This is a genomic window from Pyxidicoccus caerfyrddinensis, from assembly GCF_010894405.1.
GTDB classification, from domain to species: domain Bacteria; phylum Myxococcota; class Myxococcia; order Myxococcales; family Myxococcaceae; genus Myxococcus; species Myxococcus caerfyrddinensis.
This window is the reverse complement of record NZ_JAAIYA010000045.1, coordinates 40,940-54,747: the sequence shown is the minus strand read 5'-3', so window position 1 is coordinate 54,747 and position 13,808 is coordinate 40,940. Positions and strand designations below refer to the sequence as shown.

General features: G+C 71.4%; 13 protein-coding genes. 7 read left to right on the top strand and 6 right to left on the bottom strand.

Features of this window, described 5'->3' with window-relative positions:
- Positions 1-206 precede the first annotated feature (206 nt).
- From G4D86_RS50020 to G4D86_RS50010, 3 genes are all read right to left on the bottom strand, one after another.
- On the bottom strand, positions 207-992 hold the full coding sequence (locus tag G4D86_RS50020) for an alpha/beta fold hydrolase (protein WP_164002788.1): 786 nt from the start codon (positions 990-992) through the stop codon (positions 207-209).
- 107 nt (positions 993-1,099) lie between these two features.
- The gene (locus G4D86_RS50015; RefSeq protein WP_164002787.1) at positions 1,100-1,864 is read right to left on the bottom strand and encodes an amino acid ABC transporter ATP-binding protein; all 765 of its coding nucleotides are present in this window, start codon (positions 1,862-1,864) and stop codon (positions 1,100-1,102) included.
- Complete coding sequence (locus tag G4D86_RS50010) at positions 1,861-3,360, bottom strand: ABC transporter substrate-binding protein/permease (protein ID WP_164002786.1); 1,500 nt, start codon at positions 3,358-3,360, stop codon at positions 1,861-1,863. The genes G4D86_RS50015 and G4D86_RS50010 overlap by 4 nt, the downstream gene beginning before the upstream one ends.
- 121 nt (positions 3,361-3,481) lie before the next feature.
- Between G4D86_RS50010 and G4D86_RS50005 the strand changes: the two genes are divergently transcribed.
- Entirely contained in the window at positions 3,482-3,901 is a 420-nt protein-coding gene (locus G4D86_RS50005; RefSeq protein WP_164002785.1) for an EamA family transporter, read from the top strand.
- 45 nt (positions 3,902-3,946) lie between these two features.
- On the opposite strand, the gene G4D86_RS50000 is transcribed toward G4D86_RS50005, so the two are convergent.
- On the bottom strand, positions 3,947-4,195 hold the full coding sequence (locus G4D86_RS50000) for a hypothetical protein (protein WP_164002784.1): 249 nt from the start codon (positions 4,193-4,195) through the stop codon (positions 3,947-3,949).
- A 118-nt stretch (positions 4,196-4,313) separates the two neighbouring features.
- A complete protein-coding gene (locus G4D86_RS49995) occupies positions 4,314-4,541 on the bottom strand; it encodes a helix-turn-helix domain-containing protein (RefSeq protein WP_240360935.1) in 228 nt (75 codons plus the stop codon).
- A gap of 271 nt (positions 4,542-4,812) precedes the next feature.
- Between G4D86_RS49995 and G4D86_RS49990 the strand changes: the two genes are divergently transcribed.
- From G4D86_RS49990 to G4D86_RS49980, 3 genes are read left to right on the top strand one after another with little or no spacing between them, the layout of a single operon-like run.
- A complete protein-coding gene (locus G4D86_RS49990) occupies positions 4,813-5,508 on the top strand; it encodes a response regulator (protein WP_164002782.1) in 696 nt (231 codons plus the stop codon).
- Entirely contained in the window at positions 5,505-6,845 is a 1,341-nt protein-coding gene (locus G4D86_RS49985) for a sensor histidine kinase (protein WP_164002781.1), read from the top strand. The genes G4D86_RS49990 and G4D86_RS49985 overlap by 4 nt, the downstream gene beginning before the upstream one ends.
- Positions 6,846-6,872: 27 nt before the next feature.
- On the top strand, positions 6,873-8,105 hold the full coding sequence (locus G4D86_RS49980) for a cytochrome P450 (RefSeq protein ID WP_164002780.1): 1,233 nt from the start codon (positions 6,873-6,875) through the stop codon (positions 8,103-8,105).
- Between the two features lie 28 nt (positions 8,106-8,133).
- Here G4D86_RS49980 and G4D86_RS49975 read toward each other — a convergent pair whose 3' ends face one another.
- The gene (locus G4D86_RS49975; protein WP_164002779.1) at positions 8,134-8,778 is read right to left on the bottom strand and encodes a DsbA family protein; all 645 of its coding nucleotides are present in this window, start codon (positions 8,776-8,778) and stop codon (positions 8,134-8,136) included.
- Between the two features lie 148 nt (positions 8,779-8,926).
- Between G4D86_RS49975 and G4D86_RS49970 the strand changes: the two genes are divergently transcribed.
- From G4D86_RS49970 to G4D86_RS49960, 3 genes are all read left to right on the top strand, one after another.
- On the top strand, positions 8,927-10,129 hold the full coding sequence (locus G4D86_RS49970; protein WP_164002778.1) for an alanyl-tRNA editing protein: 1,203 nt from the start codon (positions 8,927-8,929) through the stop codon (positions 10,127-10,129).
- A 165-nt stretch (positions 10,130-10,294) separates the two neighbouring features.
- Positions 10,295-10,843: an RNA polymerase sigma factor gene (locus G4D86_RS49965; RefSeq protein WP_164002777.1), complete on the top strand. Its 549-nt coding sequence runs from the start codon at positions 10,295-10,297 to the stop codon at positions 10,841-10,843.
- Positions 10,840-13,794 carry a CHAT domain-containing protein gene (locus G4D86_RS49960; protein WP_164002776.1) on the top strand — a complete coding sequence of 985 codons (2,955 nt, stop codon included), beginning with the start codon at positions 10,840-10,842 and terminating at the stop codon, positions 13,792-13,794. Before G4D86_RS49965 ends, G4D86_RS49960 begins: the two co-directional genes overlap by 4 nt.
- Positions 13,795-13,808 lie beyond the last annotated feature (14 nt).

The following is a 13,808-nucleotide window of genomic DNA, read 5'->3' as shown; positions in this document are numbered from 1 at the left end:
CAAACGCCGCTTTGGCGACCTCATCCCCGCCCGCAGCTGGGCCGCTCGCCAGCGCGACGTGCTGCTGCGTGGCATCCTCCACAATTGCGCCCTGCTCATGTCCGCATGAGGGTCGAGACAGAGCCAAGGTTCCTTCCGGGACTGCCGGCCACCGGGTGGGGCGGCCCCGGCACCTCACTCCGTGCGGGCCGCACCCGCGTTCCGAATCAGGCGGCGCCGCCGGCCGCCCGGGGCCACGCGGGGGTGGTGAGGGGCTCGGCGGAAGTCAGCGCCTCCAGCCAGGGGCGCAGCAGCCGGGCGCACTCCTCGGGGTGGGTGAAGTAGGGCACGTGGCCCGCGCCGCGCAGCAGGTGCCGGGGCGTCCCTGAAGGAAGCGACGCGGCCAGCCGCTCCAGCGTGGACGGAGGCACCAGCACGTCGCGGTCCCCCTGGATGCACACGCAGGAGACGGAGAGTCGGCGCAGCTCCGGCGGCGGTGCCTCGTCGCCAATGGCCAGGGCGCGGTGCCACGTCGTGCTGCGCTCTACCTTCGTGGTGGGCACCACCTCGGCGACCCGGTCGAGCGGCACCGGCTTCCACGCGGCCAGCCCCGCCGCGACGATGCCGGGCCGGCCCCACAGGGCGATGGGCCCCATCATCCCGATGACGCGCCCGCGCACGCCCAACTGGGAAGGCCGGGTGAAAGAGCCGAGGAAGGCCACGCCTCGCGCCGCGCCGGCCGCCGCCAGGTGCGCCGCCACCATGCCCCCGAAGGAGCTGGCCACCACCGCGTCGAAGTGCCCCGCGGCCTGCAGTACCTGCCGCGCCAGCGTGCCCGCGCCACAGGCCGCATGCCCGCCCTCCGGGTACTCGACCAGGACCGGACGGGCCGTGGGAGCGAGCTGATGGGCGAGCGCGCGGAAGCCGGAGCCTCGTGCCCCCAGCCCGGGCAGCAGGAGCACCCTCGGCCCCCTGCCCCATCCCAACTCCGTGAGCTGCACCTCTCGACGCATGTCATTCCCTCGCGGACGCGGCCAGGAACACCGCGAGCGCGCCGGTTCTGCCCGGCCCACCCGTCAGCATGCACCGCTGGCGGGCAGGCGCAACCCGTCCGCCGGCCTCAGGACCCGAGGGGTGGGAGGCCGGCCACGCGGTCCAGACCGAGAAAGGCCCGGGTGCGCGCGTGTTGTGGACTGGCAAGCACCCGGGAGGGTGGGCCCTCCTCGATGATGCGCCCGCCATGCAACACCAGCATCCGCGAGGCCAGCTCGCGCGCGAAGCGCATCTCGTGCGTCACCGTCACCAGGGTGAGCCCGTCCCCGCGCAGCCGCGCCAGCAGGTCCACCAGCTCGCCGACGCGCTCCGGGTCCAACGCGCTGGTGGGCTCGTCCAGCAGCAACACCTCCGGCTCCATCGCCAGCGCGCGGGCGATGGCCACCCGCTGCTGCTCACCGCCGGACAGCTCGGAGGGATAGGCGGCTTCACGGTGGGACAGGCCCACCTTCGCCAGCAGCGCCCTCCCCTGCTCGATGGCGTCCTCGCGGCGCAGCCCCTTCACGTGGATGGGCGCCTCCGTCACGTTGCCCAGGGCCGTGCGGTGCGCGAACAGGTGCCACTGCTGGAAGACGAAGCCCACGCGGCGGCGGATGCGCCACAGCCGCTCGCCCTGCGCGCGCGTGTCGCCCGGCTCCAGCACATCGTCGCCCACGCGCACGGTGCCGCCGTCGAAGGGCTCCAGCCCGTTGAGGCACCGAAGCAGCGTGCTCTTGCCGCCGCCCGACGGGCCTACCAGCGCCACCACCTCGCCGGGGCCGAAGGCCGCGCTGATGCCGTCCAGCACGGTGCGGCCCTCGTAGCGCTTGCACAGGTCCTTCACTTCAATCATCCGCGCTCCAGCCTCGCTTCCAGCCGCCGGGCCAGGCGGGACAGGGGGTAGCTCATCGCCAGGTACAGCAGCGCGCACAGCGCTCCGGGCAGCAGCCAGCTGCGCACGTCCACCGCGGTAATCGTCATCCGCTTGGTGAGCTCCACCACGGAGATGACCGACACCAGCGAGCTGTCCTTGAGCAGCGCGATGAAGTCGTTGGTGACGCCCGGCAGCGCCACACGGAACGCCTGCGGCATGATGACCCGCCGCAGCGCCAGCCGCATGGGCATGCCCAACGACAGGGCCGCCTCGAGCTGCCCGCGAGGCACCGCCAGCACGCCCGCGCGGTACACCTCCGCCTCGTAGGCCGCGTAGTTCAACCCCAGCCCGAGCACCGCGGCGGAGAGCGCATCCAGCCTAAGCACCCCCGCGAGCCCGTAGTAGAGGACATAGAGTTGCAACAGCACCGGAGTTCCCCGGAACAGCTCCACGTAGGTGGTGGCCAGCCGGCCGGCCCAGGCGGGCCCGTACAGCCGCACCAACGCCAGCCCCACGCCCAGGGGAATCGCGAGCGCCATGGCCCCCACGGACACCAGCAGCGTGACGAGGGAGGCCTGGAGGAACAGCACGAGCTGCCCCCAGCCCAGGTGCGCGGTGCTCGTGTCCGAGAGCACCTCGCGCGTCTGCGCGTCCGTCCAGTCCACCATGCGCTGCTGCGCGGCGCTGTCGATGCCCCAGCGCCGGAAGATGGCGCGCAGCTCGCCCGAGCGGGCGATGCGCACGAGCGCCTCGTCCAGCGCCGCGCGGAGGTCGTCCTCGCCGGGCCTCACGGCAATGGCGTAGTAGCCCTCGCCGAAGTCGCCCACCACGCGCAGGCCGGGACGCGGCTGGCCGTAGCGCTGGGCGATGAGGTCGTCCATCAGCACGCCCTCCACCCGCCCCTGCTCCAGGTCGATGTAGGGCTCCTCCACGCCCTCGTACGGCACCGCCTGCGCGCCGGTGCGAAGGAGCAGCTCCCACGCCTGGGAGTTGGCGAGCGTGCCCACGCGCCGGCCCTTCAGCGACTCCAGCTGGGTGACGCTCGCGTCGTCCTTGCGCGCCAGCAGCCGCAGGTTGAAGACGAAGTAGGGGCGCGTGAAGAGGACGCGGCCGGCACGGGCGGGGGTGATTTCAATCCCGTTCAGCGCCACGTCGAACGAGCCCCGCTCCAGCGAGGGAATGAGACTGGACCAGTCGTTCTGGACGAACTGCGCGCGCACGCCCAGCTCGCGTGCGAGGGCCTCCGCCAGCTCCACCTCGAAGCCGCGCATGCGGCCCGGCACGTCCGGGTCCTCCATGGCATAGGGCTCTCCGCCCTGCGCGTCCGCGCCCCAGCGCAGCACGCCCTCGCGCCGGACGCGCTCCAGGCCCGGGGCCTCCTTCGCGGCGCAGGACAGCAGGGTGAGCGCCAGCAGCGCCACCCCACAGGTGGGAAGGAAGGCGGGCCTTCGCGCGCGGGACGGGAGTTCTCGCATGGACGTGTCGGGTTCCGACATAGGCGAAGTGGTCTCCGCCTTCCAGTTCCACCCCGCCCGGACATGCTGGGCATGTTCGCCGGGAGAAGGGCTTCGCCGGTGTCAGCCCAGGGAGCTTCGCATGACGACGTGGTGGTTCTACGCGCTGCTGTCCGCCGGCTTCGCGGCCGTGACGGCGATTCTCGCGAAGGTGGGCGTCGAGGGCGTCCCCTCCACGCTGGCGACGGCCATCCGCACCGTGGTGATTCTCGTGTTCGCCTGGAGCATCTCGCTGGCCCGGGGCGAGCACCATGCCCTGCCCTCCTTGAGCCGCAAGACGCTCCTCTTCCTCGTGCTCTCGGGTGTGGCCACCGGCCTGTCGTGGCTGGCCTACTTCCGGGCGCTCCAGCTCGGGCCCGCGTCGCGCGTGGCGCCCATCGACAAGCTCAGCCTGCCGCTGACCGTCCTCTTCGCCTTCCTCCTCTTGAATGAGCAGGTGACGTGGCGTCTGGGCGTCGGCGTGGGGCTCATGGTGGCGGGGGCCCTGCTGACGCTCAAATGAGGGGAGCCTGGAGGTGCTGGAAACGAGGACGTCCAGCCCCGAGGGTCAGATGGGGTTGGGGTCGCCCGTGGTCTCGTGCTTGGGGTCCGAGGCGGACGCACTCACGCTCCGCTCCGAGCAGCGGCGCTCCGAGTCCACGTCCGACAAGGCCTCCGTCTCCACCTGATGCTCGCCACCTGCATGCGCGGCGGCGTTGGAGGAGGAATCGCAGGTGGAGGCCGCCTCGTCAGGGAGACCGTCCCCACACGCCGCGAGCGCGAATACACATCCCAATGACACGAGAGCCGTCTTCATGACGTGAATGACCTTGTCGTAAGGGTGGAGACCTTCGAGCGGTCGCAGCGCGACACACTCATGAATACGGACGTCGAGCGGGAACCTGGCTGACGTTCGTCCACCTCCTCACGGGGCCTCAGCGCGGCGGAGCGGAGGACTGGCGCAGCCATCCGGCGCTGATGCGCAGCGCCCGGCACAGCGTGATGAGCGTGGGGACGGTGGGCAGCAGCTTCCCGCGCTCCATGCGCACGTAGGCCTCCGTCGGGAGGAAGGCTGCCTCCGCCACCTCGGACCAGGTCAGTCCCGCTCGCAGCCGCGCGGTGCGCAACCCGCTCCCAACGTGAATCCCCACTGTCTCATCCATCCGCACCATCCTTTTGACACCATAGGTTCTACTCTAGAGGTTCTCCCTGTGTCAGGCACCCTTCGACGTCCTATCGTAAAGGGACACCTACACCGTGGGCCCGGAACACTCCGCGCCTTCCTGCCTCCTCTCCATCCGGACAGGCGCGGAGCGACGCGAGACGACTCCCACCCTGTCGCAGATGCGAGAGTGACCCGGCGCCACCATCACGGACCCAGGGCAATTCCCGCGAGCCTCCGTTACAGTGCGCGGCAGAGGAGCCGACGCTGTCATGGAAGCATTCAAGCTGCTGGTGGTGGACGACGAGCCGCAGGTGGCACACGCGCTGCGGCGACTGTTCCGGAGAGAGGGCTTCGACGTCCAGGTTGCCTTCAACGGGAACGAGGCCCTGGAGCGGCTCAAGGAGTTCAGTCCGGACATCGTCCTGACGGACTTCCGGATGCCGGGGATGACGGGCAGCGAGCTGCTCCAGCGCGTCAAGCGCAGCCATCCCCTCGCCCTGCGCCTCATCATCTCCGGCTACGCGGACTTCAAGTCGGTGGTGGCGTCGGTGAACGACGGCGAAATCTGCCGCTTCATCAGCAAGCCCTGGGACGACGCGGAGCTGGTGACGTACCTCAAGTCCCTGCTCCGCCAGCGCGAGACGATGGCACAGCTGTATGCGCCCTTCCGCGCGGCCCAGCCGGGCGTGAGCGCGGAGGTGGGCCTGTCCGACGCCGCCATGGTGCTGAAGGTGCAGATGTCGGACCCGGCCTTCCCCGCGGAGCAGGCCCTGTCCATCATCGAGCGCTTCGCCGGCGTGCTGGCTGCGGACAGCCTGAAGATGGTGGGCGGCCTGCTGGAGCGCTACGGCGGACGGCTGTCCTTCGTCGCCGAGGTGGGAGGCCCCCAGCGACTGCGGCTGGAGCTGCCGGTGCGCGCGGAGGAGGCGCAGCCGTCGGAGCGGTCCGGTGTAGGCAACGCATGAGGCAGCGGCAGGCCCTCAGCCCCGTCGACCCCGAGGCCGATGCGAAGTGGGTGAACGCCCGCCTCAAGCACGTCACCCTGGGGGCCTGCATCCTCATCCACGTGCTGCTCGTCCACGCCCTCTGGGGCCAGTGGCGGCGCATCGCGGTGGTGACGGCGGTGTTCGCGCTGGTGACGGGCACCAACATGGTGCTGGCGCGGCGCTTCTTCTCCCAGCACACCCGCACCGCGGAGTCCGTGCGGTTCGTGATGAACATGGGGGCCAACGTCGTCTATGGCCTCGCCAGCGACTGGGCGCTGCCCATGTGGCTGTACCTGCCCCTCAACGCCCTCTGGGTGGACCGCTTCGCGGACCCGGGTGCGCGCCAGCGCCTGGGGTGGATGCTGGCGCTGGTGGCGGGCGTGGCCCTGCTGGATGGGTGCCCGCCGATGGTGCCCGCCTGCTTCGTGCTCGTGTCGCTGCTCGTCTATTTCATCTCCGAGGGCCGCGTCTTCCTCACCCACCAGGCGCTGCGCAGCCTGGCGCAGCAGCATGAGGAACTGGCGCAGGCGCACCTGCAGCTGGACCGGGCCCACCAGCGCTCTCGCGAGCAGGAGCGCCTCTCCAGCCTGGGCATGATGGCGGCCGGCGTGGCTCACGAAATCAACAACCCGATGAGCTACGTGAAGAGCAACGTCAACTCGCTCCTGCTGGACCTGCGCGCGTGCCAGAAGCTGCCGCCGGAGCTGCACGAGTACGTGGATGACGTGCTGCCCGCCACGCTGGACGGCATCCGCCGGGTGACGGCCATCGTCGCGGACCTGCGCCGCTTCGCGCGCGGGGACCCCGAGGCCATGGTGGAGTACGACCTCAACCAGGAGGTGGCCGTCGCCCTGCGCATCGTCCGCGGGCAGCTGGGCCCGCAGTGTGACGTCGCCGTGGAGCTCAAGGACCTCCCGCACCTGTTCGGCCATCCGGGGCAGGTCGCCCAGGTGGTGGTCAACCTCCTGATGAACGCGGCCCAGGCCATGCCGGACGGCGGGCGCATCTTCCTGTCCACGCGGCTGGAGGGCGAGGAGGCGGTGCTGGAGGTGCGCGACAGTGGCGTGGGCATGACGCCCGACGTGCGCGCGAAGCTGTTCGAGCCCTTCTTCACCACCAAGCCCGCGGGCGAGGGCACGGGCATGGGCATGGCCGTGGTGCACGGCATCATCACCTCGCACCACGGGCGCATCCACGTGGACACCGCCCCCGGCAAGGGCACGACGTTCACCGTCCACCTGCCGCGAATGCCCCCGCTGGAGCTGGCGCTCTCCGCCCCCGCCGAGTTCACGAAGTCCCGCCCGGGCACCGCCTGAGGCCGCGCGCGGCTTAAGCTGCGCGCCATGTCGACACCGCCCCCCGCCTTCTCCAGCCGCTTCGAGCCCCGGTACGTGGACGACCCGTATCCGCTCTACACGCGCCTGCGCCAGGAAGCGCCCGTCCAGTTCAGCGAGGAGATGCACCTGTGGGTGGTGTCCCGCTACGAGGACGTGAAGACGGTGCTGCTGAACCCGGGCGACTTCCTGTCCGCCAACGCCTTCCGCAACCCCGTGCCGCCCGCGCCCGAGGTGCTGGCGGCGCTGGCCGAGGGCTACCCGCAGGTGCCGGCGCTCGTGGACGATGACCCGCCCAACCACACGCGCATGCGCGTCATCGTCACCAAGGCCCTGGCGCCCCACCGCGTCTCCGCCATGGAGCCGCGCGTGCGCGCCATCGCCTCGGAGCTGGTGGACGCCTTCGCCCGGGAAGGCCGGGCGGACCTCGTCGAGCGCCTCTCCTTCCCCCTGCCCGCGCGAGTCATCGGCGCCATCATGGGGCTGCCGGACTCGGACCTGGAGCGGCTCAAGTCCTGGACGGCGGACCTGTCCACCCTCTCCGCGGGCAACGCACCCGTGCCCCGGCAGGTGGAGTGCGCCCGGGGACTGGTGGCCATCCAGAAGTACCTCGCGGGCCACATCGCGGAGCGGCGCCGCGCGCCGACGGACGACCTCATCAGCGCGCTCATCGAAGCGCGCCACGACGACACGCCCCCGCTGAGCGACGTGGAGCTCATCAGCCTGCTGTCCATGCTCCACTTCGCCGGGCATGAGACGACGGCCAACCTGCTCGGCAACACGGTGGTGATGCTGCTGAACGCGCCGGAGCGGTTGGAGGCGCTGCGCCAGGACGCGAGCCTCATCCCCGCCGCCATCGAGGAGGCGCTGCGCTTCGACGCACCGGTGCAGGGCATGATGCGCACCACGCGGCGCGCGGTGACGCTGGGCGGCGTGGAGGTGCCCGAGGGCGCGCGGCTGCTCGTCCTCTACGCCTCCGCCAACCGCGACGCCGCCGCCTTCCACGCGCCGGACCGGGCAGAGCCGGGCCGCTCCGACGTGGGCCGGCACCTGGGCTTCGGGCTGGGCATCCACTACTGCATCGGCGCCCCGCTGGCGCGCATGGAGGTGCGCATCGCCCTGGAGCTGCTGCTGGAGCGGCTGCCCGGCCTGCGCCTGGCCCCGGGCAACCCGCTCCTGTACGTGCCCAACTTCCTGCACCGCGGCCCGCGTCGGCTGCTCGTGGAGTGGGACCCGGCCTGAAGTCCGGGCCCCCTGGGGTGCTCCGTGCTCAGCGCTTCAGCTCGGCGTCGATGAGCTGGGTGAAGTCTCCCAGCGGGCGCGCGCCCATCACCGCCTTGCCGTTGATGAAGAAGGTGGGCGTGCCGGCGATGCCGCGCTTCTGCGCCTCGAGCGCGTCCGCGTCGACGTAGTTGGCCAGCGTGGCGCTGTCGAGCGCCTGGCGGAAGCGGCCGAGGTCCAGGCCCAGCCCCTTCGCGTAGCCCTCCAGCGACGCGCGGTCCAACGAGCGCTGGTTGTCGAAGAGCACGTCGTGCATCTCCCAGAACTTGCCCTGCTCATGCGCGGCCATGGAGGCCACGGCGGCGAGCTTCGCGTTGTCGTGCATGGGCAGCGGCTGGTGGCGGAAGACGATGCGCACCTGGTTGCCGTACTTCTCGCGCAGCCCGTCGATGATGGCGGCGCCCTTCGCGCAGTAGGGGCACTGGAAGTCCGACCACACCTCCACCGTCACCCGCGCGTCGCGGGCGCCCACCGACGGGGCATCCGCGCGCGGCGTGGCGGCGATGGGCTTGCTCTCTGCGTGGGCGTGCGCCTTCGGGCACTCCTTGTCACAGTTCTTTTCGCCAGCGAACGCGGGGAGGGAGAGCGCCAGCAGGGCGCCAGCGGCCATGGCGGTGGTGACCACGAGCTTCATGGGAGGACCTCTTTCGGATGGTTGGGAAATGGGCGCCGGGCCTCCCGCTGGGGAGGCCGGCGGCGCGGGGCTTCGTGGCCCGCGCGCTGAAGGAGTGACAGGAGCCCGTCGGGAGTTTCAGCGCGCCCGTGTTATCCCTTCCGGCGTCATGTCCACCACCGAGCGCCTCTACTACGCAGACCCCTTCCTCCACCGCTTCACCGCCCGCGTCGTCGCGCAGGGCACCTGGGGCGGCGCCCCCTCCCTCGTGCTCGAGCGCACCGCTTTCTACCCGGAGGCCGGCGGGCAGATGGGCGACCGGGGCGTGCTCGGCGGCCTGCCCGTGAAGGACGTGCAGGTGGATGACGCCGGCACCGTCCACCACCTGATGGACATCCCGGCGGGCACCGCGCTCCCCGCGCCCGGCACCGAGCTGGCGGGCGAGGTGGACAAGGAGCGCCGCCGCGCGAACATGGCGCTGCACACCGGCCAGCACATGCTGTCTCGCGCGCTGGTGGACGTGGCCGGCGCCGCCACCGTGTCCTCCCGCCTGGGCGAGTCGCTGTGCACCATCGACACGGACCAGGACGTCCTGGACGAGAAACAGGTGGCCGAGGCGGAGGCGCGCGTCAACGCCATCATCGATGACGACCTGCCCATCCGCGCCTTCTTCCCCACGCCGGAGGAGCTGGCCGCGCTGCCGCTGCGCCGGGCCCCCAAGGTGACGGACAACATCCGCGTCATCCAGATTGGCGACTTCGACGTGTCCCCCTGTGGCGGCACGCACTGCACGCGCACCGGGCAGGTGGGCATGGTGCGGGTGCTGGGCGTGGAGCGCTACAAGGGCAAGGGTCGCGTCCTCTTCTCCGCGGGCCCGCGCGCCCGGCGCGAGCTGTGGGACGAGGCCGGCGCCCTGCGCGCCATGGCCCGGGCCTTCACCTGCGGCGTGCCGGAGGTGCCCACCGCGGTGGACAAGCTGCGCCGCGAGCTGACCGAGGCCCGCGAGGCCCTGGGCGCCGCGCGCGCGAAGCTGGCCGAGCACACCGCCGGGGAGCTCGCCGCCGCCCTGGACGCGTCCGCGGACAAGCGCGTGGTGGCGGTGCTCGAAGGCGCCGGGCCCGAGCAACTGCGCGCCGTGGCCGCGCGCCTCACGTCCCGGCCGGAGGCGGTGGTGCTGCTCGCCGGCCGCCTCCCCGAGGGAATGCCCGTCCTCATCACCCGCGGCGCCAGCTCCACCTTCGGGTGCGGCGCCTTCCTCAAGCGCGCCGCCGAGGCCGCCGGAGGCCGGGGCGGTGGACGCCCCGAGCACGCCGAGGGACGCCTCCCGCCCGGCACCGACTGGCCGGCGCTCGTGGCCTCCCTGCTGACCTGAGCCCACCTCCCGCCTTCCCGGTGAGTCAGGACAGCCCCGCCCCCTGCTACGCCGTGCTATACGATTTCACCGAAGGGAATTCCCGGCGCACGTTCTCCCCCGTGCGCAGGGGGCGCTCCACGAGTGGAACGACAGACGACGAGGGGAGGAGGGGGCGGCGCGAGGATGGACGACGTGCAGCACCGCCAGTTCGAAGAGTTCGCGCGCGCGCGGCGTCCGGGCCTGTTGCGGGTCTCCCGGCGTCTCTGTGCGGGGGGAGGCATTGATCCGGAGGACCTCGTGCAGGAAACGCTGGAGCGCGCGTACCGCCACTTCGACAAGCTGGTGGGCGAGAATCCGGGCGCGGTGAGCGTGTGGCTGAGCACCACGCTGAGCAACCGCTTCCTGGACCACTGCCGCCGTCGACGCACCGAAGTCCTGGGCGCGCCGGCCCTGCGAGTGGTGCAGGACGACATGACGGGTGAGCCCGAGCCGGCCGAGCACTGGGAGCGCGTGACGAGCGCCGACTTCCTGCGGGCGATTGAAAGGCTCCGGCCTCCACACCTGCGCGAGGCCTACCGGCTCCATGCCTCGGGCTTGCGCTACCGGGCCATTGCCCAGCAGCTGCGCGCTCCCGAGGGAACGGTGGGCCGGTGGCTCTCCGAGGCCCGGCAGGCGCTGCGGGAGATGCTGACGCCCGGCGATGCGCCGCGTGAGGGCAGGGTCGAGTCATGAGCGAGCTGTGCGAGAGGCTGGAGCACTTCGTCGACGGGGAGCTGCCGCCCGTGGACGCGGAGAACTTCCGCCACCACCTCACCCGCTGCGCCACGTGCGAGTCGCGAATGAAGGAGCTCCTCGCCATGGAGCTGCTCGCCGACGACGCAGTGAACGCCGACGGTGAGGCGCCCGCGACGGGCCCTGTCGTCATCCCTGGACCGCCCGCCTGGCGCCGCAAGACGTGGCTGATGATGGTGCCCCTGGCGCTGGCCGCGGGCCTGGCCACGCTGGTGCTGATGTCGCGCGCGGACTCGCAGCCGGATGCGAATGCGCTGTGGCTCGCCCAGGCTCCGACGCGCTCGATGGAGGCGCGGCTGACGCATCCGGGCGCCGACCGGTACCGTCCCTACGAGGTGATGCGCAGCGAGGGCTCGACGCCGCGGCCGCTTCCGATGCGGGAGATGGCGCAGCTGGAGAAGGCCGGGGACAACCGCGGCGTCGCCATGGCCTTCCTGCTGCGGGGGGACGTGGGGCAGGCCTCCGCGCACCTGGGCACGCTGCCTCCTTCTCCGGACCTCGACTCGGACCAGGCGGTGCTGGCCCTGCAGCGCAAGGACTGGGAAGGGGCGCTGACGCTGCTGGAGCACGCGCTGAAGGCGAAGCCCCAGCACCCGCAGGCGCTCTGGAACCGGGGGCTCGCGCTGCAGGGGCTCGGGCTGTGGTTGAAGGCGGCGGAGTCCTTCGAGCAGGTGGCGGCGCTGAAGGAGCCGGGCTGGAGCCTGGAGGCGGAGCAGCGGGCCCGTCAGCTTCGGGAGCAGGCGGAGCAGGAGCGCAAGGACTGGAAGGGCACGAAGCAGGACTGTGACGGGATGGTGTCCGGGGAGACGCTCCTCACCGAGCAGCAGGTGCAGGCGCGCCCGGGCCTGTCTCGGCTGTGCCTCTATGACGCCATGCGGGCGGCGGCCTCCGCCGAGCGCGTGGAGGCGCTGCGCCCCCTCGCCGTGCAGCTCGACCGGAAGGACGGCGGCACCCACCTGGAGGACGCCGTGCGCAGTGCCGCACAGCGTGACTTTCGGGTGCGGGCGCCCCTGGCGAAAGACTACGTCCGGCTCACGCGGGGGCAGCTGAAGCCCGAGGAGCTGGAGTCCTTCCTCACGCGGCTGCGCGACGCGCGGCAGGAGGACATCCTCCTGGGCGCGCTGCTGTTCGTGAAGGACGCGCGCAAGTACGAAGCGGAGTACCGCGAGCTCGCGCTGGCGACGAGAGACCCGTGGTTCGCACTCCTGGCGGAGGAGCAGCAGGCGCAGGCAGATGTGCTCCGTGGGCAGGCGACGCACGCCAGGGAGCGACTGGGCACCGCGCTGCGGGCCTGCGTTGATGATGGGTCGTTGAACTATCGCTGCCTGGAAGTGCACCGGCAGCTGGCCCGCGTGGAGGTCATCAGTCTCCATCGTCCTGTCGAGGCGCGCATGCAGGCGCTGTCCGCGTTGGAGCGTGCCCGTCGTGGCAACGAGTGGGCCAAGGAGCAACGGCTGGTCCAGGAGCTGGGCCAGATTGCCCGGTACCATGGCAGCCTCCCTCTGGCGCGCGCGTACATGGAGGAGGCCCTGCTCCGCATCCCGGAGCCCTGCGCGGATCGGCAGTTCACAGAGCTGGCCCATACCAACCTCGCGCTGGCGTTCTACCGCGTCCATGACTTCGGCAGCGCCCGCGAGCAGCTTGACCGCGTGGCGCGTTGTGGACAGCCCCCCTCCATGTCGCTGACATTTCTCATCGCCGACCTGGCCCACACGGCCTACCGTCGCAATGGCGACGCGGAATTGCTCGCCCGGGGCCTGGAATCGCTCCGCGCTTCACGCTCACTTCAGTCGGGTGATGGGCCCCTCCTTCGGCACATCGAGGGGCGATTCCTGATTGAACAGGATCGTCGGCGGGGGCAGGACCTGCTGCGTCAGTCCATCACGGAAGCCCTGCCGCTGCTCGCTTCGGACGGGAATGCTCGAAAGGCTCGCGTCTACAGCTACACCTCACTCATCCTGGACGCCGCGAAACACGACGAGTTGGAGCGCGCCTTGGGCCTCTTCTCCGAGGAGCGCGCCCTCCCCACTCCGGAGCGGTGCACGCTGGGCGTCACGGTGGACGACGAGCGCACGGCGGTGGTGGCTCGGGACGCGAGCGGTCGACTCATCGGAGGATACAGCACGGGCCGGCAGGAGCCCCTGACGACAGTGGAAGGATTGGTGCCCTCGGACGTCATCGAGGCGCTGCGAGCCTGTCCGAGCGTGGACGTGCTGGCCCGCCCCCCCGTTCAGGGGCAGGCGGGGCTGCTTCCGCCGGACCTTGCCTGGACCTACCGGGTAGGGGCTCACCTCCCGAGCAACGCTGAGCGGCCGGAGCGACGGCTGGTGGTCGCCGATGTCGTACCGCCCACGGAGCTGCACCTGCCCGCGCTGCGCACGTGGAGCCCACCGGAAGCGGAGAAGGGGGACCAGACCGTCTTGAAGGGCACCCAGGCGACACCCTCGCGCGTTCTGGAGGCACTGCGCGAGGCGACCGAGGTGCAGATACACGCCCACGGCATCATCAACCCGGACGAAGCCGATGGCTCCATGCTGGTGCTCTCACCCGAAGTCGACAACGGACGCTTCGCGCTGACGGCCTCGGACCTCCAGGGAAGGCAACTCCAGGGCCGGCCCGTGGTGCTGCTGGCGGCCTGCCATGCGGCATATAGCAAGGCGTACTTCCACGAGACCTTCGGCCTTCCCGTCTCCTTCATCGAGGCGGGTGCGCGAGCCGTCCTCGCCGCCACGCAGGAGATTCCCGACTCCGAGGTGTCCGCGTTCTTCGAGCCCGTGCTCGCGCGCATCCGACAGGGAGCCCCCGCCGCTCTCGTTCTCCGCGACGCCCGCCAGGAGTGGCTGCGCAATCACGGGGGAGCATGGGTGCGGCAGGTCCTCCTCTTCGAATAGCTGCTTCTCCCAAC

Bases quoted from the DNA above. Each gene is read 5' to 3' on its own strand.
- G4D86_RS50020 (WP_164002788.1), bottom strand. From the start codon at position 992: ATGCGTCGAGAGGTGCAGCTCACGGAGTTGGGATGGGGCAGGGGGCCG.
- G4D86_RS50015 (WP_164002787.1), bottom strand. From the start codon at position 1,864: ATGATTGAAGTGAAGGACCTGTGCAAGCGCTACGAGGGCCGCACCGTG.
- G4D86_RS50010 (WP_164002786.1), bottom strand. From the start codon at position 3,360: ATGCGAGAACTCCCGTCCCGCGCGCGAAGGCCCGCCTTCCTTCCCACC.
- G4D86_RS50005 (WP_164002785.1), top strand. From the start codon at position 3,482: ATGACGACGTGGTGGTTCTACGCGCTGCTGTCCGCCGGCTTCGCGGCC.
- G4D86_RS50000 (WP_164002784.1), bottom strand. From the start codon at position 4,195: ATGAAGACGGCTCTCGTGTCATTGGGATGTGTATTCGCGCTCGCGGCG.
- G4D86_RS49995 (WP_240360935.1), bottom strand. From the start codon at position 4,541: ATGGATGAGACAGTGGGGATTCACGTTGGGAGCGGGTTGCGCACCGCG.
- G4D86_RS49990 (WP_164002782.1), top strand. From the start codon at position 4,813: ATGGAAGCATTCAAGCTGCTGGTGGTGGACGACGAGCCGCAGGTGGCA.
- G4D86_RS49985 (WP_164002781.1), top strand. From the start codon at position 5,505: ATGAGGCAGCGGCAGGCCCTCAGCCCCGTCGACCCCGAGGCCGATGCG.
- G4D86_RS49980 (WP_164002780.1), top strand. From the start codon at position 6,873: ATGTCGACACCGCCCCCCGCCTTCTCCAGCCGCTTCGAGCCCCGGTAC.
- G4D86_RS49975 (WP_164002779.1), bottom strand. From the start codon at position 8,778: ATGAAGCTCGTGGTCACCACCGCCATGGCCGCTGGCGCCCTGCTGGCG.
- G4D86_RS49970 (WP_164002778.1), top strand. From the start codon at position 8,927: ATGTCCACCACCGAGCGCCTCTACTACGCAGACCCCTTCCTCCACCGC.
- G4D86_RS49965 (WP_164002777.1), top strand. From the start codon at position 10,295: ATGGACGACGTGCAGCACCGCCAGTTCGAAGAGTTCGCGCGCGCGCGG.
- G4D86_RS49960 (WP_164002776.1), top strand. From the start codon at position 10,840: ATGAGCGAGCTGTGCGAGAGGCTGGAGCACTTCGTCGACGGGGAGCTG.